General features: G+C 64.7%; 25 protein-coding genes. 9 read left to right on the top strand and 16 right to left on the bottom strand.

What is annotated here, in order from left to right; all coding sequences use genetic code 11:
• Positions 1–185 precede the first annotated feature (185 nt).
• The gene (locus LY622_RS02470; RefSeq protein ID WP_234289437.1) at positions 186–401 is read left to right on the top strand and encodes a hypothetical protein; all 216 of its coding nucleotides are present in this window, start codon (positions 186–188) and stop codon (positions 399–401) included.
• A gap of 26 nt (positions 402–427) precedes the next feature.
• On the opposite strand, the gene LY622_RS02465 is transcribed toward LY622_RS02470, so the two are convergent.
• Genes LY622_RS02465 through LY622_RS02455 form a run of 3 tightly spaced genes read right to left on the bottom strand, consistent with a single transcriptional unit; the run spans position 428 to position 2,837 of the window.
• Complete coding sequence (locus tag LY622_RS02465; protein WP_234289436.1) at positions 428–1,387, bottom strand: 5-oxoprolinase subunit C family protein; 960 nt, start codon at positions 1,385–1,387, stop codon at positions 428–430.
• Positions 1,384–2,061 carry a 5-oxoprolinase subunit PxpB gene (gene pxpB / locus LY622_RS02460; protein WP_255761862.1) on the bottom strand — a complete coding sequence of 226 codons (678 nt, stop codon included), beginning with the start codon at positions 2,059–2,061 and terminating at the stop codon, positions 1,384–1,386. Before pxpB ends, LY622_RS02465 begins: the two co-directional genes overlap by 4 nt.
• Positions 2,062–2,084: 23 nt before the next feature.
• Positions 2,085–2,837, bottom strand: a complete 753-nt coding sequence (locus LY622_RS02455) for a 5-oxoprolinase subunit PxpA (protein ID WP_234289434.1) — start codon at positions 2,835–2,837, stop codon at positions 2,085–2,087.
• Between the two features lie 217 nt (positions 2,838–3,054).
• Between LY622_RS02455 and LY622_RS02450 the strand changes: the two genes are divergently transcribed.
• From LY622_RS02450 to LY622_RS02430, 5 genes are all read left to right on the top strand, one after another.
• Entirely contained in the window at positions 3,055–3,492 is a 438-nt protein-coding gene (locus tag LY622_RS02450; RefSeq protein WP_234289433.1) for a VOC family protein, read from the top strand.
• A 12-nt stretch (positions 3,493–3,504) separates the two neighbouring features.
• Entirely contained in the window at positions 3,505–4,497 is a 993-nt protein-coding gene (locus LY622_RS02445) for a LysR family transcriptional regulator (RefSeq protein WP_234289432.1), read from the top strand.
• 16 nt (positions 4,498–4,513) lie between these two features.
• Positions 4,514–5,497 carry a TRAP transporter substrate-binding protein gene (locus LY622_RS02440; protein WP_234289431.1) on the top strand — a complete coding sequence of 328 codons (984 nt, stop codon included), beginning with the start codon at positions 4,514–4,516 and terminating at the stop codon, positions 5,495–5,497.
• A gap of 67 nt (positions 5,498–5,564) precedes the next feature.
• A complete protein-coding gene (locus tag LY622_RS02435) occupies positions 5,565–6,128 on the top strand; it encodes a TRAP transporter small permease (protein ID WP_234289430.1) in 564 nt (187 codons plus the stop codon).
• A 33-nt stretch (positions 6,129–6,161) separates the two neighbouring features.
• Complete coding sequence (locus LY622_RS02430; protein WP_234289429.1) at positions 6,162–7,466, top strand: TRAP transporter large permease; 1,305 nt, start codon at positions 6,162–6,164, stop codon at positions 7,464–7,466.
• A 12-nt stretch (positions 7,467–7,478) separates the two neighbouring features.
• Here the strand turns inward: LY622_RS02430 and LY622_RS02425 are convergent, their stop codons facing one another.
• From LY622_RS02425 to osmF, 8 genes are all read right to left on the bottom strand, one after another.
• On the bottom strand, positions 7,479–9,338 hold the full coding sequence (locus LY622_RS02425) for a protein kinase domain-containing protein (protein ID WP_234289428.1): 1,860 nt from the start codon (positions 9,336–9,338) through the stop codon (positions 7,479–7,481).
• Positions 9,339–9,408: 70 nt separating this feature from the next.
• On the bottom strand, positions 9,409–11,034 hold the full coding sequence (locus tag LY622_RS02420; RefSeq protein WP_234289427.1) for a dihydrolipoyllysine-residue acetyltransferase: 1,626 nt from the start codon (positions 11,032–11,034) through the stop codon (positions 9,409–9,411).
• Between the two features lie 28 nt (positions 11,035–11,062).
• On the bottom strand, positions 11,063–12,040 hold the full coding sequence (locus LY622_RS02415; protein WP_234289426.1) for an alpha-ketoacid dehydrogenase subunit beta: 978 nt from the start codon (positions 12,038–12,040) through the stop codon (positions 11,063–11,065).
• A 1-nt stretch (position 12,041) separates the two neighbouring features.
• On the bottom strand, positions 12,042–13,268 hold the full coding sequence (locus tag LY622_RS02410) for a thiamine pyrophosphate-dependent dehydrogenase E1 component subunit alpha (protein ID WP_234282618.1): 1,227 nt from the start codon (positions 13,266–13,268) through the stop codon (positions 12,042–12,044).
• A 219-nt stretch (positions 13,269–13,487) separates the two neighbouring features.
• On the bottom strand, positions 13,488–14,219 hold the full coding sequence (locus LY622_RS02405; RefSeq protein WP_234289669.1) for an ABC transporter permease: 732 nt from the start codon (positions 14,217–14,219) through the stop codon (positions 13,488–13,490).
• A gap of 47 nt (positions 14,220–14,266) precedes the next feature.
• Positions 14,267–15,208, bottom strand: a complete 942-nt coding sequence (locus LY622_RS02400) for an ABC transporter ATP-binding protein (protein WP_234289425.1) — start codon at positions 15,206–15,208, stop codon at positions 14,267–14,269.
• The gene (locus LY622_RS02395; RefSeq protein ID WP_500796435.1) at positions 15,205–16,371 is read right to left on the bottom strand and encodes an ABC transporter permease; all 1,167 of its coding nucleotides are present in this window, start codon (positions 16,369–16,371) and stop codon (positions 15,205–15,207) included. Before LY622_RS02395 ends, LY622_RS02400 begins: the two co-directional genes overlap by 4 nt.
• A gap of 3 nt (positions 16,372–16,374) precedes the next feature.
• Positions 16,375–17,286: a glycine betaine ABC transporter substrate-binding protein OsmF gene (osmF, locus tag LY622_RS02390; RefSeq protein WP_234289424.1), complete on the bottom strand. Its 912-nt coding sequence runs from the start codon at positions 17,284–17,286 to the stop codon at positions 16,375–16,377.
• Between the two features lie 93 nt (positions 17,287–17,379).
• On the opposite strand from osmF, the gene LY622_RS02385 reads away from it, so the two are divergent.
• Entirely contained in the window at positions 17,380–18,375 is a 996-nt protein-coding gene (locus LY622_RS02385) for a DUF1853 family protein (protein ID WP_234289423.1), read from the top strand.
• 50 nt (positions 18,376–18,425) lie between these two features.
• Here the strand turns inward: LY622_RS02385 and cysS are convergent, their stop codons facing one another.
• On the bottom strand, positions 18,426–19,826 hold the full coding sequence (gene cysS / locus LY622_RS02380) for a cysteine--tRNA ligase (RefSeq protein ID WP_234289422.1): 1,401 nt from the start codon (positions 19,824–19,826) through the stop codon (positions 18,426–18,428).
• A gap of 1 nt (position 19,827) precedes the next feature.
• Positions 19,828–21,522, bottom strand: coding sequence for a glutamine--tRNA ligase/YqeY domain fusion protein (locus LY622_RS02375; protein WP_066446835.1), 1,695 nt, complete (start codon positions 21,520–21,522; stop codon positions 19,828–19,830).
• A gap of 190 nt (positions 21,523–21,712) precedes the next feature.
• Between LY622_RS02375 and LY622_RS02370 the strand changes: the two genes are divergently transcribed.
• Together LY622_RS02370 and LY622_RS02365 are read left to right on the top strand one after the other, a co-directional pair.
• Entirely contained in the window at positions 21,713–22,222 is a 510-nt protein-coding gene (locus LY622_RS02370) for a peptidylprolyl isomerase (protein WP_234289421.1), read from the top strand.
• A gap of 79 nt (positions 22,223–22,301) precedes the next feature.
• Complete coding sequence (locus tag LY622_RS02365) at positions 22,302–23,060, top strand: UDP-2,3-diacylglucosamine diphosphatase (protein WP_234289420.1); 759 nt, start codon at positions 22,302–22,304, stop codon at positions 23,058–23,060.
• 23 nt (positions 23,061–23,083) lie between these two features.
• Here LY622_RS02365 and LY622_RS02360 read toward each other — a convergent pair whose 3' ends face one another.
• The 3 genes from LY622_RS02360 to hbs form a co-directional block, all read right to left on the bottom strand.
• Positions 23,084–24,121, bottom strand: a complete 1,038-nt coding sequence (locus tag LY622_RS02360; RefSeq protein ID WP_234289419.1) for a CobW family GTP-binding protein — start codon at positions 24,119–24,121, stop codon at positions 23,084–23,086.
• 180 nt (positions 24,122–24,301) lie between these two features.
• Positions 24,302–26,119, bottom strand: a complete 1,818-nt coding sequence (locus tag LY622_RS02355; protein WP_234289418.1) for a SurA N-terminal domain-containing protein — start codon at positions 26,117–26,119, stop codon at positions 24,302–24,304.
• 200 nt (positions 26,120–26,319) lie between these two features.
• Entirely contained in the window at positions 26,320–26,592 is a 273-nt protein-coding gene (hbs, locus tag LY622_RS02350; RefSeq protein WP_234282598.1) for a non-specific DNA-binding protein Hbs, read from the bottom strand.
• Between the last annotated feature and the right edge of the window lie 77 nt (positions 26,593–26,669).

The raw sequence follows: 26,669 nt of genomic DNA, 5'->3' as shown, positions 1-26,669 counted from the left end.
AAGCTCCACTTCTTTGAACCACCGCGGCAACGCTGTCATGGCGCGGTCACAGGAGACAGGCATCATCAGGCGGTGAGCCCAAGAGGTGACAAGGCAGCACGCGCCTCTTATCTTTAAGAGAATACCGGTCTACAGGCCTGTCGCAGCGCGATGCCGAACGGACGGGACAATGGAGAGACGATGCCATGCCACATCTACTGCGATTTTCCCGTGAAACCGAATCCCGTCTTGATAAACTCTGCCAGCAGACCGGCATGAGCAAGGCCGAGCTGATCGAGCGCTGCCTCGACACCGGCATGGACGACCTGGAAATCCAGCTGCATATGGAAGGCGCCAGCAAACGACCGGTCACCAAGACGAGCCTGGATCAGCTGCTGCGGGAAAGCGGGCTCGGCGCTTGAGAGGGGCGACAACCGCAACGCCAGGCTCAGCGTGACGCAGGCCCGCCGTCGCTGAAGTTCCGCATTACCCACCGATAGTCGGCGACCGCCCGCTCCCGTGAGACGGCCACCAGCCTGACCTCCTGTCCCGGCAGGCACTGGGCCAGCCTGGCAGCGGCAAGCGGCGTCAGGGCACCCAGGCGGGGGTATCCACCGATCGTCTGACGATCATTGAGCAGGACGATCGGCTGCCCATCCGGCGGCACCTGGACCGCCCCTAGTGGAATGCCCTCGGAAATCATGCTCCCCAGGAGAGACATCAGCTGCGGCCCCCGCAGCCGAACCCCCATGCGGTCGGCGCGATCATCGACCCGCCAATCGGCATTGAAAGCGGCATAGAGGCTTGAACCGGTGAATTCGCCGATCTGGGCGCCGGGTACCAGTGCCAGTCGACAGCCCGGCTGCGGCATCGGGGGCAACAGGCCTTCCGGAATGCTGCGCGGGTCGACCGGCTCTCCCCGCCAGGCAAGGCGGTCCCCAACCTTGAGTGGCTGGCCATCGCCGTGCAGGCCGCCGAGCCGTTCCCGCGGCGTGGTACTGCGGCTACCCAGCACCTCCGGCGCCTCCAGCCCACCGGGAAAGGCCAGATAGCTGCGCAGCCCATCCCGTGGCTGCCGGAAAACCAGCCGCTGGCCTTCGCGCACCGCGAAGCTCTTGCCGGGGACGAGTGGCGTGTCATCGAGTCGCGCATCGAGATCGGCGCCTACCAGTGCCAGCCTCGTGGCGCGTTCGACCTCGAGGGTCAAGCCGCCCCCCACCACGATCTCCAGGGCGGCGCTGTCAGGGGCGTTGCCCAGCAGCCAATTGGCCCAATAGAGCGAGACCCAGTCGGCGGCACCGCTCTGGGTCACGCCGAGATGGCGCACGCCGACCCTCCCGCCATCCTCGATCATGGCCAGGGGGCCGGCCTGGATGACACGCATCCCCTGGGTGCCGGCGTCGTTCATGGGCGCTCCTCCAGTGGCGTGGTATCGCCGCCCTGCGCCTCGAACTCGTCACGGGAGACGGCCTGGAAGCGCACCCGGTCTCCCGGCTTCAGCAGCGGGTCGCCGCGGCGGGCATGCTCGAACAGCGGCACCGCGGTGCGCCCCAGGATATTCCAGCCACCAGGCGACGGCAGCGGGTAGATGGCGGTCTGACGACCCGCAATGCCGACGCTGCCCGCGGCGACCTTGCGCCGCGGCGTCTCCAGGCGCGGCGTGGCCAGCGCCTCCTCCACCAGCCCCATGAATCCGTAACCGGGCGCGAAGCCCAGGGCAAAGACGCAGTAGTCGTGATCGCAGTGGCGCCGAATCAGCGCGTCGATGGAAATACCCGCCCGATCCGCCACTCGCTGCAGCTCGGGACCGACGCTCTCGTGATACCACACGGCTATCTCATGGCGCTGCCCTGCCTGGGTGTCCGCGGGCTGAAGGTATTCCAGCGCCTCTCGAATTCGCCCATGGGCCTCGCCATGCGACAGCACACGGCAATCATAGTGAACCATCAGTGTGGTATACGACGGCACCAGGTCGATCAGCGTCTTGCCGAAGGCCACGCGCAGAGCCCGATCGGCGGCGATGATCCACGCCATGTTGGACTCTTCGATGGTGTCGAAGAGCCTGACCATCAGCACGTCCATGGCCGTCGTTTCGATGCCTGCCCTCACGCTTCCCCCAGGCTGTGAAAGGCGTCGCGAATGGCCCGCACCGCCGCTACCGACTCGGGATTGTCCCCGTGCACGCAAATCGTATCGCAGGGCAGGCTCAGGGCAGAGCCGTCGCTGGCCGTCAAGGCCTCGCCCCTGGCCAGCGCTACCGCCTGGGCCACGATGGTGGCTTCGTCGTGGTGCACGGCGTTGGGCAGCCGGCGCGAGACCAGGTGGCCCTGGGCATCGTAGGCACGGTCGGCGAAGGTCTCGAACCAGATCGACAGCCCCATCTTTGCGGCAAGCGTCCGGAAGGGCTCCGGGTCAGCCGTTGCCATGACCATCAGTGGCAGGCTGGCGTCGTAGGCAAGAACCGCCCGCATGACTCCCTCGAGCAGCGCCGGATCCCGTGCCATGTCGTTGTAGAGGGCACCATGGGGCTTGACGTACTGGATGGCGGTACCTTCCGCCCGGCAGAGCCCCGCCAGGGCACCGATCTGGTAGAGCACCATGTCCTCGACTTCGGCGGGGGTGCAGGCCATCGAGCGGCGGCCGAAGCCCATCAGGTCAGGATAGGCGGGGTGAGCGCCGATTCGGACATCATGCCGGGCAGCCAGAGCCACGGTACGGCGCATCACGTGAGGGTCCGAGGCATGGAAGCCGCAGGCGACATTGGCGCAATCCACGAAGGGCATCACGTCCTCATCCATGCCCAGGGTCCAGTTGCCGAAGCTTTCCCCCATATCGCAATTGAGCAAGGGCATGACCATGACGATTCCTTTTATTATGGCGAGTGAATATCTGCTACTTGATTAATGCACTATATGGAGAGGTCTTTTGGGGTGCCAATCGTTTTTTCCGATATTCTTTATCGGCACCCCCTATCAAGCTGATATTATTTACAAAAGTGGTTGACGACAGCCTCCTTGAGGATTATCAATTTAACTAGGTTTTACCCGGTACAATGACAAGAATTCAGGAGGTCCCATGTCCGTTTCCGACCCTTTCCACCTTGCCGTTCAGGTCCGCGATATCGATGAAGCGAGGTCATTCTACGGTGACTTCCTGGGCTGCCCTGAAGGTCGATCCTCGGAAAGCTGGGTCGATTTCAACCTGTTCGGGCACCAGTTCGTCTGCCACCTCAATCCGGCCCTCAAGGACACCCCCGTCACCAGCCACACCAACCCTGTCGATGGCCACGGTGTGCCGGTACCGCATTTTGGCGTGGTGCTGGAGATGGAGGCCTGGGAGGCGCTCGCCAGCAAGCTCAAGACACACGGCGTGCGCTTCGAGATAGAACCCTATATCCGCTTCAAGGGTGAGCCCGGCGAGCAGGCCACCATGTTCTTCTACGATCCCTCCGGCAACGCGCTGGAGTTCAAGGCGTTCAAGGATCGGGAGAGCCAGCTGTTCAAGAAGCAGTGACGAGACCGCCGGGTGCTCGATTTCAAGGAGCTCGAGGCTTTCGTCTGGGCAGTGCGGCTGGGTTCGTTTCGCAAGGCGGCGTCACACCTGCACCTGACGCAACCCTCGGTGTCCGAGCGCATCTCACGGCTCGAATCGACCGTGGGCGAACGGCTGCTGGAGCGCTCGGCGCGTCCCATTCAACCCACGATGCGAGGACGGGAGTTCTTCCTCCATGCCGAGCGCATGTTGCACCAGCGCGATGAGGCGATGCAGCTGTTCGACAGCGAGGAGACCTTTTCGGCCCCCCTGCGGGTCGGAACCATCGAGACCATCGCCCACAGCTGGCTGCCGGATTTCATGCGTCGGCTGACCGGCAAGCACCCGGACCTGGTCATCGAACTGACCGTCGATTATTCACCTGCATTGAACGAGCGGCTCGAAAGGAACGACCTGGATATCCTGCTGGCAATGAATGGATATCTTGCCGAGGATCGTATCGAAAGCATGCCCCTCAGCCCCTATGAAATGGGCATGTTTGTCGCGCCCGTCCATGCCGAAATGCTGTTGGAAAGCCCACGACAATGGATGAAAACACTTCCCTTCATCTCCTTCGGCAAGAAAGCCAGGCCCTATGAGGAACTCCTTCAATACCTGGCCCGAGAGAAGCTGAAACAGCCGCAGATACACAGCGTCAGTACACTGATGACCATCGCCCGAATGACCATGGAAGGCCTGGGATTTGGTGCACTCCCGGTCGCCACGATGCTTGACCAGTGGCGCAGCGGAGAGCTCCATCGAATCGCGCTGCCAAGGCCGCTACCGGACATGCACTATGATGTGATATGGCGCACGGCGAATCATCCCCGCTTCTGTCGCAGCATCGGCCGGCTGGCACAGGCCTGTGCCGAAGACTATGCGCAAAGGCGACAGAACGAGATGGAAGATCCGGATTTCGAAGGCCGTTGGGTGCGGCCGCAATACCCTACGACTCACCCTCAGGCAACAACACGACAATCAACATGAACAAGAGGTCTTTACCATGCACAAGACGATAGCCACCCCCGTGATGCTGGCGGCCGCCCTCGGGTTCGCCGCGACCGCCCAGGCAGCGGAATGGACCATGGCGACCCCCTATGGCGATGCCAGCTTCCATACCAAGAACGTCAAGCAGTTCGCCGAGGACGTGGCGGAGGCCACCGACGGCGAACTGCGCATCAACGTGCACAGCGGCGGCTCCCTGGTCGCCCACGGCGAGATCAAGCCGTCGGTTCGTCGCGGCACCATCGAGGTGGGCGAGGTCTTTCTCTCGGTCCTCTCCAACGACGACCCGATCTTCGAGGTCGATACCCTGCCGGGGGTGGCGGGCAGCTACGAGGAGGCCTTTGCCCTGTGGGAGGCCACCAAGCCCATCATCACCGAACTGTTCGCCAACCAGGGCATGATGCCCCTCTACGCCGTGGCCTGGCCCTCCCAGGGCATCTATACCGACTTCGAACTGAACAGTGCAGAGCAGTTCGAAGGCCTGCGGGTCCGTGCACCCAACATCAATACCCAGCGCTTCGTCAACTACCTTGGCGGCAACCCCACCGAAACCGAAGAGTCCGATATTCCCACCGCCTTCAGCACCGGGCGGGTCGACGCCATGATCACCTCGACCTCCACCGGCAACTCGATGACCGCCTGGGATTACGTCTCTCATTACACCGACGCCAACCTGTGGCTGCCGAAGAATATCGTCTTCATCAACCAGCGCGCCTTCGACCGCCTGGATGAGGCGACCCAGGAGGCCGTTCTCGAAGCGGCCGCCCGTGCCGAAGAGCGCGGCTGGCAGATGAGCCGCGACGACAACGAAGCCAGTACCCAGGCCCTGCAGGAGAACGGCATCACCGTATCCACGCCGAACGACGAGGTGGCAGCCGCCCTGCAGGCAGCAGGCGACAGGCTGTTCAACGATTGGGAAGAGCGCGCCGATGACACGGCCAAGCAGGTACTCGAAACGTATCGCGAGCAGCGTGACAACTGAGGCCTGACCACGAAGGTGCGGCGGCAATCCGCCGCGCCCTCCCTCGAGTTCGCAGTGAGGCTAAATCATGACTTTCAAATTCGATCCGCTCTACCGCCTCGGTGCCTGGGGGGCGGCCGCCTGCATGATCACCATCTGCGTCCTGGTTTCCCTGCAGGTCGCCTTCAGGTTCATGGATGCCGGCCTGGTACTGATTGGCCTGCGGCGAACCGGACTGAGCATCACCGGGGTGTCGGAGATCGCCTCCTACCTGCTGGTCGGTGCGACCTTTCTCGGCCTCGCCTATACCTTCGTGCATCATGCCCACATTCGCGTGACGCTGCTGATCTCGCGGCTGCCCTCGGCCATACGTGTCTGGTTCGAGGTCTTCGGGCTGCTGGTTGCCCTGACCCTCAGCCTGCTGCTCGGCTATGGGCTGATCGAACTGGCCAGGGAGAGCCTGCAGTTCAATGACGTCTCGTCAGGATTCCTGGCGATTCCCCTATGGATTCCGCAGACCGTCCTGGCAACCGGCGTGGGGCTGCTCTGCCTCGCTCTGCTTGAGGCGCTGATCATCGCCTTGCGCATCGCCGCCCGCGACCCGTCGAGCTTTCGCGAAGCGACGGCGATCGACGACAGCGAGACACGCTGAGCCCGACCTCTATCCTCTCTCGGAGATACTCTCGTGCTGACATTGAGTCTGGCTACCATATTCACGCTGGCACTGCTTCTGGGCAGCGGCGTCTGGATCGCCTTCGCGCTGATCGGTACCGCCTGGGTAGCGCTGGCCTTCTTCAGCCCCTTTGCACCGGGCCCGATCCTGGCATCGGACTTCTGGGGCGCCAGCTACGGCTGGGACCTGACCGCCCTGCCCATGTTCATCTGGATGGGCGAGATCCTGTTCCGCTCGGGCCTGGCCGACAGCATGTTCCGCGGTCTCTCGCCATGGCTCAACCGACTGCCCGGCCGGCTGCTGCATACCAACATCATCGGCAGCGGCATGTTCGCGGCGGTCTGCGGTTCGTCGGCGGCCACCTGCGCCACCGTGGGCAAGATGACCCTGCCGGAGCTCGAGCGTCGCGGCTATGACAGCGGCATGGCGATCGGCACGCTGGCCAGCGCCTCCACCCTGGGCCTGCTGATCCCGCCCTCCATCGTCTTGATCGTCTATGGCGTGGTGACCGAGCAGTCGATCTCACGGCTGTTCATGGCGGGCATCGGCCCGGGGCTGTTGATCCTGGCCCTGTTCATGAGCTACCTCATCCTCTGGTCGCTGCTCAAGGGCAACCGCCAAGGCCTTACCGGACACGACGAGTCGTCGATGCCCCTGGCGGAGAAGCTTCGCCACACGCTGTCGCTGATACCGGTCCTGCTGCTGATCGGCGGCATCATCGTGTCGATCTACGGTGGCCTGGCCTCGCCCACCGAGGCAGCAGCGGTCGGCGTGGTGCTCTCCATCGTGATCGCACGCTGTACCGGCAGCTTCGGCCTTGCCACCTTCAAGGCGTCGCTATTCGCGGCGGTGCGTACCGCCTGCATGATCGCCTTCATCATTGCCGGTGCGTCGTTCCTCACGTCGGCCATGGGCTTTACCCAGGTTCCCATGCAGCTGGCCCGGGCCATCGGCGAGATGGGGCTGTCACCCACCATGCTGCTGGTGGCACTGACCCTGCTGCTGCTGGTGATGGGCTGTTTCCTCGACGGCATTTCGCTGATATTGCTGGTCACGGCCATTCTGATGCCGCTGGTCAGCGCAGCGGGTTTCGACCTGATCTGGTTCGGCATCTACCTGGTCGTCGTGGTGGAAATGTCGCAGATCACCCCGCCGGTGGGTTTCAACCTGTTCGTCATCCAGGGGCTGACCGGCAAGGATATCGTCACCATCACCAAGGCGACCCTGCCCTTCTTCCTGCTGATGCTGGCCTCCATCGCGCTGCTGCACATCTTCCCCGAGATCGCCCTCTACCTGCCCCAGGCGATGACTCGCTGAGGAATCAACCAATCAACCGGCCGGATCCTGGCGCAACGCGGCGCTTGCGTCGCGTTGCGCCAGCCGGGGATCCCGGGGGTAGTAGCGCTCCGGCTGTCGCTCCACATGGGCAAAGAAACGGGTGTCCTTGTAGGGCATCTTCATGAAGCCGGAAACCCCCAGCCCTTCGATCAGGCCCACCGCCGACAGGATATCGTCCAGACGCTGGCGGAACTCCGTCTCCCGCGAGGGATCCAGCAGCCGGTAATAGCTGTGGATCTTCAGGTGCTGCGGCAGTGCCTCGAAGATGATCATGCCGGTATGGTGGATCTCGTTGAGCGCTTCCAGCGAGACGATGATCTCCTCGGGCAGCACCAGGAACTCCTCCGGGTCGGGCCCATCCTCGAAGTAGCTGTGCAGTCGGCTGCGGTCTTCCAGCTCGGGCATGGCGCTGACGTCATAGCGCAGGAGCATGCCCGGCTCGACCACGAAGGGACAATCCGGCCCCTCCCGGTCCAGGTGAAGGGTATCGCGGGCATTGAACAGGCAGCTCTTGAAGATGCCCTGCCGATAGATCGCCCGGGCGAGGTTGACCATGTTGTTGACGGCCGCCACGAAGGCGGACTTCAGCGCGGCGTCGTGCAGGTTGAGCGAGGTGTCGATATAGACGCCCTCGGCTTCCCAGCGTACGGCCAGCCCGCCAACCACCGGATACTTCCCCAGCCGGCTGACGGCGGCGAGAAACGCTTTCTCCGTCTCCCCCATGCCCTGCATGAAGTTCTTGTAGTAGCGGTCGAGCTGGACGTCGTTGACGTCACTGAGGGTCTCCGGTGCGCCCTCCTCACGCAGGAAGGCCTTGCGCGAACTGTAGACCACGGTGTCGATCTCACGGCTGGAGGGCCGCAGCCAAGTGGGCACCAGCGCCGCTTCCTGCGGCTCGGGGAGATCGATCATCACCAGGCGTGCGAGCCTTGGCATCTCGCGAATGAAATGGTCGCCGGCACGCAGCCGCACCCGGGGGTCAGGGTCCAGCATGCCGTCGAGCATGCGGGCGAACTCCATGGGCAGGCCCAGCGAGGTGGCAGGTATGGCGCGATGGCCGAAGCGGCAGGACTGGGCGGACGCCAGGGCGTAGAGGGTGCCCGCCGTGCCCTGCTCGTCGAAGCGCGGCGAGGAGAGCGCCCCGTTGAGCTGCTCTTCCCCGATGAAGTAGACATCGCCCAGGCGGGCGTTGGTCTGCTGGAGATTGTCCGACATCAGCTCCATGACGTTGGCCGCCACGAACTGCTGGTTGGCATCGAGCTGGGCGAATACCGAGGAGCCCCAGTCGATCAGCGCGACCGCCTCGCGGCGTGCATCGAAGACCAGGTTCGAGGGCTTGATATCGCCATGCACGATAGGGCGCCCTGCCGGCCCAGACTCACGACGCAGCGTACCCAGGATATCCGCCAGCTGCCCGGCGATACGCACCACCAGCCGGGGCGGGAGCCGGCCCTCGCGCAGCGAGACCTCCTCCAGGTTGAGCCCCGGTGCCCGCTGCATGACGAGGATCGACTGGTTCCGCACCCGCTGGTAGGCCACCAGCTTCGGCACCCGCGGATGGTCGACCTGCTCCAGCATGAAGGCCTCCTCCTCCAGGCGGTCCTGGAGGTGCTGGGGCAGGTTGACCCGGGTGAACTTGAAGACATACTCCTCGTCGTGGGCGGTGACCCCGGCGAAGACGAAGCCGTAGGCGCCCTTGCCGATCAGGGCGATATCCCGGTAGCCCAGCTGGGACAGCTGGGCCTGACACAGCGCCACCCACTCCTTGAGCTTGCGGGCATCGTCGTGGCTGAGCAGGTAGATCGACTGCTCTTCCGGAATATAGAACTGCTGCAGCCGCGCCTGGGACATACATCACCTTCCCATCCGATTACGCCGATCCCTGCCGCTCTCGAGACGAGACGACATGAACCGGCGTTTCTCACCCAAGGTGGAGGAGCATCGTTTCCGGATTCTCCAGATACCCTTTCCAGGCATTGCAGAAGCGGGCGATGGTGCCCCCATCGATGACGCGGTGATCCCCCGCCCAGGTAATGGTCATGATCGCCCGCCGCACCACCTCGCCGCTGTCATCGAAACGTGGCAGCCACTGGGTCTTGCCGATGGCGACGATGGCCAGTTCCGGTGCGTTGATGATCGGGGCCGCATAGGTCCCCCCCAGCGCGCCGATATTGGAGATGCTGATGGTGCCACCCTTGAGGTCGGCCTGGTCCACTCGCCCCTCCCGCGCCGCCGCGGTCAGCCGCTCGACCTCCCTGGCCACATCGAGCAAGGTGCGACGCTCGACATGTTTCACGTTGGGTACCAGGAGGCCCGCCTTGCTATCCACCGCCATGCCCACATTGCAGGAGGGCAGGTAGTGGATCTCGCTGACATCGGCATTGAGCCGGGCATTGAGGATGGGGTACTCCTTCACCGCCAGCGCCATGGCCTTCATGAAGAACGGCATCAGGGTCATGCGCGTGCCCTGCGCCTCTGCCTGGGGCTTGAGACGGGCACGCAAGGCCAGCAGGTCGGTGACGTCGATCTCCTCGCCATACTGGAAGTGCGGAATCGTGCTGGCGGACTCCACCATCCGACGGGCCATGACCGCGCGCACGCCACGGATCGGCTCGACGGTGATCTCGCCTTCGCCGGTGGGTGCAGGCGCCGGCGTCCTCTCAGGCGTGCCAGCTGTCCGGCCAGTCGCGGCCGGTGTCGACTCGCCACCCTGCTCGAGGTGGCGCAGCACATCCTCCTTGAGCACCCGCCCCTCCTTGCCCGATCCCGGCACCGCTTCCAGCGCCAGATCATGCTCGCGCAGCAGGCGGCGCACGGCGGGGCTCGCCGGGATACGCCCGTAGGGGCCTCGCCCCGTCGTTGCCACGCCCAGGCCCTGCGGGGCATCCGAGGCCGGCTTCGCCGGTTGCTCTGGCGCCGGGGGTGCGGAGCGAGCCGGCTGCGGACTCTCCACTACCGCCGGCTCATAGGCGAACAGCGGTGCATGGACCTTGGCAATCTCGCCCTTGGGAACGTACAGCTTCGCGACTCGCCCCGCCTCGGGCGCGGTGATCTCCACCAGCGCCTTGTCGGTCATCACATCGACCAGCGGCTGGTCCTCTTCGATAGTGTCCCCCTCGGCGACACGCCACTCCACCACCTCGCACTCGACGATGCCCTCGCCGATATCCGGCAGGATGAAGTCCGTCGCGGCGACGGGAGCCGAAGCGGATGGGGAGCCGGGTGGGGTCGCCGTCGGTGCAGGGGCAGGCTCCGCCGTCGCCCTCTCCACCGGGGCAGCGCTGGCCTGGCCGCTATCGCCGCCCTCTTCCGCATCGCTCTCGTAGGCAAACAGCGGGGAGTGGACCTTGGCGATCTCCCCCTTGGGCACGTACAGCCTGGTGACTCGACCGGCTTCCGGCGCAGTGATCTCCACCAGCGCCTTGTCGGTCATCACCTCGACCACCGGCTGGTCCTCCTCGATGACGTCGCCTTCGCTGACGCGCCATTCCACGATCTCGCATTCCACGATACCTTCACCGATATCGGGCAGCATGAAGTCACTCATCTTGCATCTCCTGTCCTGATATCGATCGTCAGAAATCCACGCTGGCCCGGATGGCTTCGTAGATCTTGAGGTGGTCCGGCATGTACTCCTTCTCCAGCGTCAGCGGGAAAGGGGTATCCATGCCGGTCACCCGTTCGATGGGCGATTCCAGGTACAGGAAGCAGCGCTCCTGTATGGTGGCGGCAATCTCGCTGGCAAAGCCGCCGGTACGCGTCGCCTCATGGCTGATCACCAGTCGGCCGGTCTTGAGCACCGACTCGACAACCGAGTCCTCGTCCCAGGGCAGGATGGAGCGCAGGTCGATGATCTCGCAGGAGATACCCGCCTTCTCGGCCATCTCGACCGCCTTCTCGATCAGCTCCATCTGGGCCCCCCAGCCCAACACCGTGACATCGGTGCCCTCCTTGGTCACCTCCGCCTCACCGATCGGCAGCTGGTAGTCGTTCTCCGGCACCTCGCCGGTGGAGGCGCGATACAGCCGCTTGGGCTCGAAGAAGATCACCGGATCGGGGTCGCGGATGGCCGCCAGCAGCAGCCCCTTCGCCTGGTAGGGGTTGCGCGGCACCACGACCTTCAGCCCCGGCGTGTGGGCGAAGTAGGCCTCCGGCGACTGGGAGTGGTAGAGCCCCCCGGCAATGCCGCCGCCGTAGGGCGTGCGGATCGTCAGGCCGCCCACGTTGAACAGGTCACCGGAGCGGTAGCGGAACTTGGCCGTCTCGTTGACGATCTGGTCGAAGGCCGGAAAGATGTAGTCGGCGAACTGGATCTCCGCCACCGGCACCGACCCCTGGGCCGCCAGGCCATTGGCGAAGCCGATGATGCCCTGCTCCACCAGCGGGGTATTGAAGCAACGGGCGCGGCCGTACTTCTCCTGCAGGTGGCTGGTGGCACGGAACACCCCACCAAAGACCCCCACGTCCTCGCCGAAGCAGAGGACCTTGTCGTCCTCGGCCATGGCGATATCCAGGGCATTGTTGATTGCCTGCAGCATGTTCATCTTCGGCATCTCAGGCTCCTTCCTGGTCGTCGCTGGCCTTGGCGGCATCGCTGGAGACGCTGACGTCGGGGTCGAGTGAGCTCGCTCCCTTCGGATAGGCGTCCGGATACTTGCGAATATGGGTCTTGAGCGCATCGAGCTGACGCTGCAGTGCCGGCGTCACGTCGGCGTAGACATCGGTGACGAGGCTCTCCAGCGGGGGCGGCGGGCGTTTCTCGGCGCGCTTCATGGTCTCCAGCACCTCACGACGCAGGCTCTCCTGAAGGTCCTTCTCCTCCTCTTCGCTCCACCATTGCCGGTCGAGGAGCCAGCGCTGCATGCGCAGGATGGGGTCCTTCTCGCGCCAGGCCTCCTCCTCCTTGCGCGAGCGGTAGCCGGAAGGATCGTCCGAGGAGGAGTGGGCCGCCAGCCGGTAGGTCATGGCCTCGATCAGCACCGGTTCATTCTGCTCCACGGCGATGGCGCGGGCCTCCTGGGTAGCGCGATAGACCGCCAGGATATCGTTGCCGTCGACGCGGATGACATGCATGCGATAGCCGAAGGCGCGTGGCGCGATGCCGTCGGCGGCAAACTGTTCGGTGGCCGGGGTCGAGATCGCATAGCCGTTGTTGCGGCAGAAGAAGATCACCGGCACCTTGTGCACCGAGGCCATGTTCAGGGCCGCGTGGAAATCACCCTCGGAGGCCGCGCCTTCACCGAAGAAGGTAATGGTGCAGTGCCCCTCTCCGGCCATCTTCTGACCGTAGGCGTAGCCGGTCGCCTGGGGAATCTGCGTCGCCAGCGGCGAGGAGATGGTCATGTAGTGCAGCTTGCGCGACCCGTAGTGGATCGGCATCTGCCGGCCCTTGCCGTAGTCGAGTTCATTGCCGAACAGCTGGTTCATGAACTCGTCGTAGGTGAAGCCGCGATAGGCGAGCGCGCCCTGCTCGCGGTACTGGGCCATGATCATGTCGGCATCGTCCAGCGCCGCCGTGGCGCCGATGACCGCCGCCTCTTCACCCGTGCACTGCATGTAGAAGGAGAGCCGCCCCTGGCGCTGGGCTGCCAGCATGCGCTCGTCGAGCACACGGGTCACGAGCATGGCGCGGTAGATCCTGAGCGCCTTCTCCTTGTCGAGTTCGGGTGCCTCGGCGCCTTCGAACAGGGTGCCGTCCTGCTGCAGGAGCCGGAAGGTGGGGATCTGGAATTCATCGCCGGTCATGAAGCTTGGCGAATGGACGTCGTATGTTGTTGTCATCATCCTGTTCCTTGGGTGGTGGCAGGAGGAAAGCCGCCCCTTGTGAGGGCAGTGTTGACTGTAATGTAGTCGGCTGCCAGAGGTTGTCTCCAGCGTACCGCCAACGCTGGTTAGTTGACGTTAACGTAAGATGCCATCAAAAGCATCTATTTTGCTAGCCCTTCCGCAATCGACCTGATGAATCCACTGCCTGCGCTCTCGCCTCTGTTGGATATCGCGCTAACGGGCCGTCGGTCGACGCAGCAGACGCTCGAACGTACTGTCGACGGTGATCGCCAGCAGCCCGATCAGCAGGGCCCCCTGCACGATGTAGGCGGTATTGCCGTTGACGATACCGGAGATGATGGGGTCGCCCAGGTTGCTCGCGCCGACCGTGGCACCGATCGCAGCCGTGGCGATATTGATGGTGACGGAGGTGCGGATGCCGGCAAGAATCACCGGCGCCGCCAGCGGCAGCTCGACCTGGCACAGGATCTGGCCTCGGGTCATGCCCATGCCCCGGGCCGCCTCGTGAACGCCCGGGTCGATGCCCGAGAGCCCCGCCAGGGTGTTACGCACGATGGGCAGCAGGCCGTACAACAGCAGCGCCACGATGATCGGCAAGGTGCCGAACCCAAGCGCCGGCACCGCAAGCGCCAGGACGGCCACCGGAGGAAACGTCTGTCCGATGGAGGCGACCTGGGCGACCAGGGGCAGGAAATCGCGGCCGGCCGGCCGCGTGACGGCAATGGCGCCACCCACTCCCAGCACAATGGCCAGCACCGACGCCACGGCTACCACGAACACATGCTGGCCCAGCAGGGCGGCAAGGCTCGTACGGTGATAGAGCACCTGGCGGGTATCGGGCTCGACCAGCCGCAAGACCGCCTCCAACTGCGCCATGCCGAAGGTGAGTGCCAGCAGCAGCGTCAGCCAGATCAGCGGCACGACCCAGTGTCGCCATGAAGCCATCCCGCGACTGGCATGGCTGCGAGATACCGTCAGGACTTCGCTTTCGCTCATGATGGCTTGGCACCCAGCAGCCGGCGCAGCGATAGCTCGCCGATGGGGATGTCCTCGTCGTCGACCACCGTCAGGCGCTCCACCCGGTGCCACAGCATCACCGACAGCGCCTGGCTCAGCGGCGCCCGGTAGGGAATACGCTCGCTGGCCAGCAGCCGCGGACCAAAGGGCGCCATGCGCTCGCTGACGCGGGTCAGTGCCGCCTCCTTGAGCCCCCGATCCAAGCCGCCCAGCAGGGACTCGACGAACGCATCGACCGGATCATGCAGCAGGTCGATGGGACGCCCCTGCTGAATGATGCGCCCCTGGTGCATCACCACCAGGCGATCGGCCAGGGCCAGGGCTTCATCCATGTCATGGGTCACGAAGACCACGGTCTTGTTCAGCCGTGCCTGGAGATCCTGCAGCTCACGCTGCAGCGTTTTACGGGTAATCGGGTCCAGGGCGCCGAAGGGCTCGTCCATGAGCAGGATCTCGGGGTCGGCAGCAAGGGCCCGGGCCACGCCGACTCGCTGCGCCTGCCCCCCCGACAGCTGATGGGGGTACTTGTCGGCAAATTCCTCGCGCGGCAGCCCCAGCAGCTCCAGCAACTCCTCGGTCCGCTCGCGTATCTGACCGCGCGGCCACTTGAGAAGTCGCGGAACCAGCCCGATATTGCGTGCCACCGTCCAGTGCGGGAAGAGCCCGGTATTCTGGATCACGTAGCCGATGCGTCGGCGCAGCAGCTCCTCATTGAAGGATCGCACCGGCTGGCCGTCGAGATGGATCTCACCCTCGCTATGCTCGATCAGCCGGTTGATCATGCGCAGCGTGGTCGACTTGCCGCAGCCGGAGGTGCCCACCAGGGCGCAGAATTCGCCCTTCTCGACCCGCAGCGAAATGCCGTCCACGGCGGTCTCGCTGCCGAAACGCTTGGTGACGTCAAAGAGCTCGATCATGGGGTCCCTCCGTGGCGAAGCCGTTCGGCCAGTGCGCCCAGCAGCGCATCGGCAATCATGGCCAGGGCGATGATGGGCAGCGCACCGAGCAGCACCAGGTCCATCGCCGCCTGGCCCAGGCCCTGGAAGATGAAGGTGCCCAGTCCACCGGCGCCGATCAACGCCGCCACGGCCGTGAGGCCGATCGCCTGGACCGTGGTGATCCGCACGCCCTCCAGCACCACCGGCAGCGCCAGCGGGAGGCGCACCTGCAGGAAGGTCTGACGACGACTCATGCCCATTCCCCGGGCCGATTCGATCACGGCCGGCTCGACCCCCTCCAGCGCGACATAGGTGTTGCGCACCATGGGCAGCAGGCTGTAGCCCACCAGTGCCAGCCAGGCCGGCGCCCAGCCGATGCCGCTCACCCCCATGGACGCCAGCCAGTCGACCCGCGACGCCAGCCAGGCCAGGGGGGCCAGCAGCAATCCAAAGAGGGCCAGACTGGGGATGGTCTGAACGAAATTGAGTACGCCGAAGCCGGCCTTGCGCATGCCGGGGTAGCGACGCATGCCCAGCGCCAGCACGATCCCCAGCAGCAGGCTCGCACCCACCGCCGCGCCGACCAGTGCCAGGTGGTAGACGAGGGCCGAGGCGAACTGATCGCTACGCCCCTGATACTCCCGATAGAGCGCCAGCGGCTCGAGCCAGAGCGACAGTGACAGCCACCAGGCGCACACGACAGGCAGCAACAACAGCCAGCCGAATGTACGCGCCAGGCCCAGGCGGGTGCGCAGCTCGATCAGTACCAGCAGCCACAGGAACAGCAACAGCCAGAGCGAGGCGCCGATCCCCAGTCGCGCCTGGGGCATGTCGGGATCGGCCAGGGCCGCGACGGCCGTTGCCAGCCACAGCGGCATCATGACCAGCAGCCCGACCACCACAACCAGGGCGGCCTGCAGGCGTCGGGTGTCAGGCCGCCAGGCCAGGCCCATTACCGCCAGCATGGGCAGGCTGGCCAGCAGCGCCGCCCACCAGCCATGCACCTCATGGGCGCGATGGGGGGTGCCGGCGACGAGGCGGTTCGGCGCGACACTCACCGCGTCGAGGGCCAGCCAGGCAAGTACCCCCGCCAACATCAGGCACAGCAATACCCAGTTGGGTGGGGACCTGTCAGTCGTCACGAATCATTCCGCGAGGTCGGCGAGAAAATCCTCGGCAACCTGGCGCGGGTCCAGCCCATCGACGGCCACTTGCCCGTTGAGGCGCTGCAGGGTCTCGAGATCCAGCGCCTGGAAGACCGGCGCCAGCAGCGACTCGATCTCGGGGTACGCCGCGAGCACCGATTCACGCACCACCGGCGCCGGCTGATACACCGGCTGAACGCCAAGCGTATCCTCCAGCACCACCAGGTCCAGCGCACCGAGGCCACCGTCGGTGCCGTAGGTCATGGCCCCGTTGACGCCACTGGTCTGCTGGGCAGCGGCCCGCATGGTGGCGGCCGTATTCCCGCCCGACAGCACCAGCAGCTGGTCCGACGACAGCTCGAAGCCGTAGGCCTGCTGGAATGCCGGCAAGGCCTGCTCGGATTCAACGAACTCCGCACTGGCGGCAAACTTGAACTCGCCACCCTCCGCCAGGTAATCCGCCAGATCTTCCAGCGTGGCCAGGCCCTGCTCACGCGCCAGGTCGCCGCGGACGCTCATGGCCCAGGTGTTGTTGGCATCGGCCGGCGTCAGCCAGACCAGGCCATCCTCGGCGTCCAGCTTCCGCACCGTGGCATAGGCCTCGCCGGCGTCATTCCAGACATCGCTGTCTGCCATGTCGAAGAAGAAGGCGCCATTGCCGGTATACTCGGGATAGAGGTCGATTTCGCCGGCCTTCAAGGCGCTGCGCACGATGCTGGTGCCGCCCAGCTGCAGCCGATCCTCGACCTCGATACCGGCCTGCTCGAGCCGCTGCATGATCAGCTGGCCGAGCACCGACCCTTCGGTATCGATCTTGGAGGACACCACCACGGGATCGCTGGCCTGGGCCACGGACAGGGTGAGCAGGGAGGCAGTCGTCAGGACTGCCAGACCGGTCAGGGAGCGCTTCATCGCCATCACCCATTGGTTGAGAATGTTCCCCGAGTATAAGGGGTGTACAGTTTGGCTGTCAGACCCGATCTCAACGCGGAATGCTTATTTACCATGCTTGCAAGCGGCGACCCACATCTCGCTGACTGTCATCACCCCCTGGTGCGCGACCTGGCCTGGATCCTGCTGGCGCCGGACCTGATCCACGCCGAGTGGCCGGGGCGCCCCTCCCGAGAGGCGCTGGGGCTGACAGACGACCGTCGGCTCGCAGACTTCCTCCTCGGGCTGGAAGCCGCCCCACAGGCGCTCGAACGACGCGTCGGCAGTACCGTTGACGGCCGCATGGGGCTCTATCATGAAAGACTCTGGCAGTTCCTGCTCGATGCCGCGCCCGGTACCCGGCTACTGGCGCATAACCTGCGCATCCACCAGGGCAAGCGCACCCTGGGCGAGCTCGACCTGCTCTATCGTCGTCGCAACGATCCGATGCCCATCCACCTGGAGGTGGCCATCAAGTTCTATCTCGGCCTGCCGGAAGGCCCGGGCGACAGCAGCGACCAAGCGCGCTGGATCGGCCCCGGTGGCGCCGATAGCCTGGCGACCAAGCGCGAGCACCTCCATCGTCATCAACTGCGCCTGACAGAGCGGGCCGAGACCCGCCTGGCGATCCGGCTCCACACTCGCCCCAGGGATATCGGCCCCACCCCGGAGCCACTCATCCAGCCCCAGCTGGCGATGCCCGGCGTGCTCTTCTATCCCTGGCACCAGGCACTACCGCCGCCCCGGGAGGCGACCCATGAGCATCTCAGGGGAGAGTGGCTGCACTGGGGCGAGTGGCGCAACTTCCGCGACGGGTTGCCCCGGGGGACCCACGCCGCCTGGCTGGCAAAGCCGCACTGGCTGGCCCTGCCTAGAGACGAGGCATTCACTCCCCTGCCCGACATTGAAGCTCGCCTGGCGCAGCACTTCCAGGGCCACGGCTCGCCGGTCCAGATCGCCCTGCTGGCAGGAGGCGACCGCCACACGGGCGATGGCTTTCGGCGGCTATTCGTGGTCGCTGATGACTGGCCGCGCCAGATCCCGCTTCCGCCCGCAAAAGCCCTGGGCTGAACGCAGAGCGCCCGGCCAAGGGCCGGGCGCTGATCCGGGTGACGTCACGGCTAGTCGGTCTTCTCCAGAACCCAGCTAGTCCCCTCGCGGGAATCCTTGAGGATGATGCCAAGGGCCGCCAGCTCGTCCCGTATGCCGTCGGCGGCGGCAAAATCCCGCGCCTTCTTCGCTTCCGCACGGGCAACGATCTTCGCCTCGATCTCTGCCTCACTCAGCGGCAGCTCGCCGGCACCGCCCTTGAGGAACGCCTCGGGCTCCTGCTGCAACAGGCCGAGCACGCCGCCCAGGCGCTTGAGCTCATGGGCAAGGCCGGGAGCCAGTCCCGGCGCTTCCTTCTTGGCCCGGTTCAGTTCCCGGGCCAGGTCGAAGAGCACCGACAGCGCTTCGGCGGTATTGAAGTCGTCGTCCATGGCGGCGATGAAGCGCTCGGCGAACCGTGCGTCCACCTCGCCCCGTGGCTCACCGCCCTCGAGCGCCAGCCCTTCGAGGGCGTTGTAGAACCGCTCGAGGGACTTGCGGGCATCCGCCAGGGACTCCGGGGCGTAGTTGATGGCACTGCGATAGTGGCTGGCCACCAGCAGGTAGCGCACCACCTCCGGGTCATGCGATTCAAGCACCTCGCGAATGGTGAAGAAGTTGCCCAGGGACTTGGACATCTTCTCCTGATCCACCCTCACCGCTCCCGCATGCATCCAGGTGTTGACGTAGGGCTTGCCGGTGGCCGCCTCGCTCTGGGCGATCTCGTTCTCATGGTGGGGAAAGGTCAGGTCCGGCCCGCCGCCATGAATGTCGAAGGTCTCCCCCAGGCAGCAGGTCGACATCGCCGAGCACTCGATATGCCAGCCCGGCCTCCCCTCGCCCCAGGGCGACGACCAGCTCGCCTCGCCGGGCTTGGCCGCTTTCCACAGCACGAAGTCGAGCGGGTCCTCCTTGTGCTCGTCGACCTCGACCCGGGCCCCGGAGCGCATCTCGTCCAGGTCGCGGTTGTTGAGCTTGCCGTAGCCCTCGAACTTGCGCACCCGGTAGTAGACGTCGCCGTTGCTCGCCGCGTAGGCGTAGCCCTTGTCGATCAGGGTCTCGATCATGGCGATGATTTCGGCCACATGCCCGGTGGCACGCGGCTCATGATCCGGACGCAGCACGAAGAGGCGCGCTTCGTCCTCGTGCATGGCGGCGATCATGCGCTCGGTCAACGCGCCGATGCTCTCGCCGTTCTCGTCGGCACGCTTGAGGATCTTGTCGTCGATATCGGTGATGTTGCGCACGTAGGTGACGTCAAGGCCGCGCCAGCGCAGGTAGCGGGTCACCACATCGAACGCCACCATCACCCGGGCATGGCCCAGGTGGCAGTAGTCGTAGACGGTCATGCCGCAGACGTACATGCGCACCCTGCCCGGCTCGATGGGTACGAACGTTTCCTTGCGGCGCGTCAGCGTATTGTAGATCTGCATGTCAGCCCTTCTTCTGAGCGTCTTTGTTCTGGATCTTGGCCCAACTGTCCTTCAACCCGACGGTGCGGTTGAACACCCGCTTGCCGTCGCGACAGGCGTGGCGGTCGGCACAGAAGTAACCCACGCGCTCGAACTGGAAGCGCGACTCGGGTGCGGCGTCGGCCAGGCTCGGCTCGCCCATGGCCTGGCAGACCTGCAGCGACTCGGGGTTGAGGTGCTCGAGGAAGTCGGCGTCCTTGTCCTTGTCCGGCTGTTCGACCAGGAACAGGTTGTCGTAGAGGCGAACTTCCATCGGCACGGCATGGGCCGCGCTGACCCAATGAATCACGCCCTTGACCTTGCGCCCCTCGGGATTCTTGCCCAGGGTGTCGAAATCCACCGAGCAGCGCAGCTCGGCGATCTCGCCGGTGCTGTCCTTCACCACCTCGTCGCAACGAATCACGTAGGCGTTGCGCAGTCGTACCTCCTGGCCCGGCGCCAGGCGGAAGAACTTCTTCGGCGGCTCCTCCAGGAAGTCGTCCTGGTCGATGTATAGCTCGCGGGTGAACGGCACCCGGCGCAGGGGCATGTCCTCGCGGGCGGGGTGGCCCGGCACATCAAAGACCTCTTCGTGATCGTCGGCGACGTTGGTCAGCACCACCTTGAGCGGCTTGAGCACGCACATGGCCCGCGGTGCGTTGTCCTCGAGGTCAGAGCGAATGGCGTGATAGAGCATGGCGATGTCCACCAGGCCGCCATCGGCGCGGGTGACCCCGATCATGTCGCAGAACTTGCGGATCGACCCCGGCGTATAGCCGCGGCGACGCATGCCGGAGATGGTCGGCATTCGCGGGTCGTCCCAGCCGTCGACGATACCCTCGTCCACCAGCAGCTTGAGCTTGCGCTTGGAGGTCAGGGTGTAGTTGAGGTTGAGCCGGGCAAACTCGATCTGGCGCGGCTTGGCCGGCACCGGCAGGTTCTCCAGGAACCACTCGTAGAGCGGCCGGTGATCCTCGAACTCCAGGGTACAGATGGAGTGCGTGACGCCTTCGAGGGCATCCGACTGGCCGTGGGTGAAGTCGTAGGAGGGATAGATCTTCCACTTGTCACCGGTCTGATGGTGATGAGCGTGGCGAATACGATAGAGGATCGGGTCGCGCAGATTGATGTTCGGTGCGGCCATGTCGATCCTGGCCCGCAGCACCTTCTCGCCCTCGGCGAACTCGCCGATGCGCATGCGCTCGAGCAGATCGAGGTTCTCTTCCGCACTGCGCGTGCTGTAGGGGCTCGGCCTGCCGGGCTCGGTCAGGCTGCCGCGATACTCGCGAATCTCTTCGGGAGAGAGGTCGTCCACGTAGGCCTTGCCCTCCCGGATCAGATGCTGCGCCCAGGCATAGAGCTGATCGAAGTAGTCGGAGGCAAAGCGCACTTCGCCCGCCCACTGAAAGCCCAGCCAGGCCACATCCTCCTTGATGGCATCGATATAGGCCTGCTCCTCCTTGGCGGGATTGGTATCGTCGAAGCGCAGATGACAGTCCCCACCGAACTGCTCGGCCAGGCCGAAATTGAGACAGATCGACTTCGCATGTCCCACGTGCAGGAAGCCGTTGGGCTCCGGCGGGAAGCGAGTGACGATCCTGTCGGCCTTGCCGGCCTCGATCTCGTCGCGGATCTGGTTGCGGATGAAATTCGGCGCGCTGGCGGTTTCGGTGGACATGTTGATGCGGTAAACCTCTGGTTGAATCGCGGCCCATGGGCGCGAAGCCCGTGTCGTGGGCTGTCGTAGAGTAAGGAACAACCCGACGCGCTTCGCGCATCGATGCAAAACCGCTATTATAGCGTCACGCCCCTGCACGGCGCCAAGGCGCGCCTGCTATTGCCAAAGCTAAAGCGCACAGGAAAAAGCGATGATCGTTCTAGAGACCAACTTCGGTGATATCACGGTTGCCGTGAATCACGAGAAAGCCCCGAAAACTGCCGCCAATTTCGAGCAGTACGTACGCGATGGTCATTTCGACGGTACGCTGTTTCATCGGGTGATCCCTGGCTTCATGGTACAGGGTGGCGGCTTCGATCAGGAGTTCAACCAGAAACCAACCCGCGACCCCATCGAGAACGAAGCCGACAACGGCCTCAAGAACACCGTCGGGACCCTGGCCATGGCGCGGACCCAGGACCCCCACTCTGCCACGGCGCAATTCTTCATCAACGTGGCCGACAACGACTTCCTCAACCACAGCGGGAAGAACATCCAGGGCTGGGGCTACTGCGTCTTCGGCGAGGTAGTCGACGGCATGGGCGTGGTCGAGAAGATCACCGCCGTGGAAACCACCCGTCGTGGCATGCACGCCGACGTCCCGGCCGAGGACGTGGTCATCCAGCGGGCCTACATGAAGGATGACCCTGCCGACGCCTGACAGGATCGAAGCGCAACACGACCGCCCCTCGCGAGCGTGTTGCGCGACGCCTTCATGACCCAGCCCTGCGAGATGGCCCATGAGCACCCTGATAGTTTCCGACCTCCACCTGCATCCTGAAGCCCCCGAGGTGATCGATGGCTTTCTCGGCTGGCTCCAGAGACGAGCCCGTGGGGTCGATGCCCTCTACATACTCGGCGACTTCTTCGAGGCCTGGATCGGTGACGACATCCTCGACATGGTCGATGTCGATGCCAGCGGCAATGCCGCCCTTGCCGCGGATATCGCCACCGCGCTACGCCGACTCACTGACGATGGTACAGCCATCTACCTGATGCACGGCAATCGTGATTTCCTGCTCGGCCAGCGCTTCGCTGCCGCTGCCGGCGCGAAGCTGCTGGCCGACCCGGCCCTGGTCATGTTCCACGACGAGCCAATGCTGCTGATGCACGGCGATAGCCTCTGTACCCGGGACGAAGCCTATATGGCCTTCCGCGCCCAGGCGCGCCAACCCGAATGGCAGCAGCAGGTGCTGGCCATGCCGATTGCCGATCGTATCACCCTGGCGGCCTCGCTACGCCAGCAGTCCGGTGAAGCCACCTCCAACAAGGCCGATGACATCATGGACGTGACGCCCGACGAAGTCGTCCAGGCGATGCGCGACCATGGCGTCACGACCCTGATCCACGGCCACACCCATCGCCCGGCGGTCCATGAGCTCGAGATCGACGGCATGCCCGCCCAGCGCATCGTGCTTGGCGACTGGCAGCCCGGCCGGGGTTGGGAAGTGGTCATCGAGAGCGACGGCCGGCCGACCCTGCAGCAGATCGATTTATGACCCTCACCTCTCTGCACCGGAGATCACGCAGCACAGGCCGCCAGTTCGGCCTGCAGCGCCTCCGGATCGGGGAGGCTTCCCGTCTCCCCGATCACCTCCAGCCGGGAATCCAGCCGCCACACGCTGGGCTCTAGCCTGGCAGCGCCATCGCCACGGTTATAGAGCTTCCAGCCGGCATCGGTATTCAGGACTCCCTTGACCCGCAGCTCCGGTGACAGCCGATCGAGCACACCGGTCAGGCGATCCAGGTCGAAGCGCGTATCCGGGTGCCAGCGCCATCCCAACGTGGTGTAGCCCAGCGCCGTTGCCGTCTCGTGCATGGGCTGCCCCCGCTCGGGGCGCGACAGCGCAGCGTCATCGAGCCGCACCACCCGCTCGCTTTCGGCCGCGACCCGCAGCCGGTCGTGGGCATCGCTTGCGAGTGCCCCTTCCGCCGTGGCGGCATGTCCTTCACTCTGAAGCAGCCGTGATATCGGCAGCTGTCCATTCGGCGCCTCTAGGATCCATTTCCTCGCCGGCCAGTGATCGGCCGCATGACGGTGCGCCGCCTCCACCTGCCCGGCCGAAGCCAGGTCGGTCTTGGCCAACACCACGGCATCGGCCATGGCCAGCTGGTCGCAAAAGGTCTCGTGCTCCCGCACCCGTGGCTCATCGAGGCGCCCCGGGTCGAGTACCACGATGATGTCGCGCACATCGAGAATGCCGTGGAAGGCCTCCCCTCGCAGCACATCGAGAAGCCCCGCCGGATGCCCCAGGCCCGACGGTTCGACGATCAGCCGATCCGGTCGATGGCGGTGAAGCAAGTTGACCAGCGTCGCCTGCAGCACGAAGGCAAGCTGGCAGCAGAGACAGCCTCCGGGCAGTCCCTTCACCACCAGGTCTTCCCTCGCCTCGAACATCGCCTGGTCGATACCTACCTGACCGAACTCGTTGATCAGAATCGCCCAGGTCTCATCCGCCGGCTTCTGGTCGATCAGGCCACGGATCAGCGTGCTCTTGCCGCTACCGAGGAAGCCTGTCACCAGATGTACGGGTATCGATTCAAGCGGTGTGCCGGACATCGCACGCCTCCAGGAAAATGCAATTGGCCCATAATGTTATATGATAACACTTGCCGTGTCACTCGGCCGGCATTGCCTTCGCCTGGCTGCATCGGATGCCTATCAAGATAACGGTATAATATCTGAGCGAGAAAAAAGCAGGAGGCACCGCGGGCCTCCTGCTTATCGATTCCTCCAATGTCAGCGGCGATCGATATCCGCCGTCTCCCGCAGGTAGGACCGGAGCCCCTGGATCGCCGCCTGTGCACGCAGCTGCTCCGACATCCGGGCAACGAAGTTCTCCACCTCGGTATCCACTTCGCCCTGCTCGACGCTGTCCAGGGCGATGAGCACCACCCGATCCTCGTCCGAGGCCTGGCCATAGACGGTCTCACCCTCCTCGGGGTGAGGGAGTCGGAACGCCGCCTGCAACACGGAACGCGGGACGTTATCCTGCTGACGCGCGGCGCGCTCGACGCGGCGCCATTCAATCTCCAGCTCCTCGCCTTCCCGCAGCAGCTCCACCTGGGCGCGCGCCACCTCGAGCAGTGCCTCACGCTGCTTGCGACGCTCCACGGTTGCCGTCACGCGATCGCGGACCTCGTCGAGGGGAAGCACGGTGGCATCGCGGTGCTCGGCGACCCGCAACACCATCCTGCGGTCCTCGTCCAGCTCGATGACATCGCTGTTGAAACCCTCCACCAGGACATCTTCACTGAAGGCCTCCTGCAGCACGCCGGGCTCGGATAGCACACCCTCACCAGCGTCACGGGCGACCCAGTCGCTTTGCTGCAGGTCCAGCTCCAGCTGTTCGGCCACGCTGGCAAGATCATCGGCAGCAAAGCTTTCATCGATCAGGGCCTGTACCCGGCGATTGAAGGCATCACTGACCTCCGCCAGCGCCAGCTCACGCCCTAGCTCTTCGCGCATCTCTTCAAGCGGCGGCTGGTCGAGCGCGGTCACCTTCAGCAGATGCAGGCCACTGCTGGTCTCGACGATACCGGAAACCTGACCGGGGGCGAGGGCAAAGGCGGCATCATCGAACTCATCGCCGAAGAATCCGCGACTGATGACACCCAGGTCCCCCCCCTGCTCGGCGGTCGTCGGGTCGTCGGAATAGCGGAGCGCCAGGTCGGCAAAGTCATCTCCCTCGGCGAGCTGCGCGCGAACGCTCTCCAGGCGTGCCACGGCTTCATCACGGCTACGCTCATCGTTGAAGCCCACCATGATATGGGACACACGCCGATCGACATCGCGACCGCGCGCCTCCCAGGCGCTGCGAAGGTTGTCGTCGGAGATGTCCACGGCATCCGCCATCTCCTGACGATCGAGCACCACATACTCGAGCCGAACCTGCTCGGGACGCCGGTAGCGATCGGCATTCTCTTCGTAGTAGGCAACAAGATCCTGCTCGGTGACTTCGACAGGCTCGGCCAGGTCGCCGGCAGTCAGCGTATGGTAGCGAAAGGTGCGAGCTTGACGCTGCAGTGCCGCCAGGGCCTGCCGCTCACTTTCCAGGGAGAAGTCACTCGTGACCAGGCCTTGCTGAACCTGCTGCCGCTTGAGGTCCACCCGCAGCGCAGCGCGAAACGACGACGGCGTGAAACCGGCGCTGGCCAGGCGGTTGCGGAACAGGTCGGCATCGAAGCGACCATTCTGGTTCTGGAATTCCGGCAGCGTGACGATCACTTGATCGAGCTGCTCGTCGGAGAGGTACAGGCCGCCATCTTCGGCGAAAGCCGTCAGCAGTCGCTCGCCGATCAGCTCATCGAGGACCTGCCCGCGTAGCGCCCGCTCCTGCTCGGGGGGCACCTGGCCCGAACGAATGGCCCGCTGAACCTCCATCTCCAGTTCCTGACGGGTAATCGACTGGCCATTGACCTTGGCTACTTCGTCGCCGCTTCCGCCTAATAGCCCCACCAGGGACTCGACCCCGAACAGGGCCATGGTCACGACCACGGCTCCGATGATGATCTTCGCACCCCAACTTCTGGAGCGGTCACGTATACTTTGCAGCATGGAGGCCTCGGCTGATGATTGTTGGCTGGCTGACGCGCCGTATTATACGGTGACAGAGGCATTCCCACCATGGCCCCCGCCCGGCACAGAGGGTAAGCCCATAAAAAAGAAGGCGCATCGCCTTAGCGATGCGCCTGATTTTTTGCTGCCGATGATGGCCTGCGTGAGCCGACGACCCGCGGCGCAAATAACCCGTTGACTCAGTTCACGGAGTCCTTGAGCGCCTTGCCTGCCTTGAAGGTCGGCACCTTGGCTGCGCTGATCTGGATCGGCTCACCGGTCTGAGGGTTACGCCCGGTACGCGCGGCGCGCTCCTTGACGGAAAAAGTACCAAAGCCCACCAGGGAGACAGTCTCACCGCCCTTCAGACTCTCGGTGACTGTGTCGACCATGGCATCCAATGCACGAGTCGCGGCGGCCTTGGGAATATCGGCAGACGCGGCGATGGCTTCGATCAGCTCGGATTTGTTCACACTTCACCCCTTGACTGTTTCAGAAAATGGCTCTAATCGGCGCACCTTTCGCCTGGCAACACGATCACAGCATGGCA

Origin of the sequence: Halomonas alkalisoli, from assembly GCF_021412585.1 — a bacterium.
GTDB lineage: Bacteria > Pseudomonadota > Gammaproteobacteria > Pseudomonadales > Halomonadaceae > Halomonas > Halomonas alkalisoli.
This window is presented reverse-complemented; position numbering and strand designations above follow the sequence as displayed.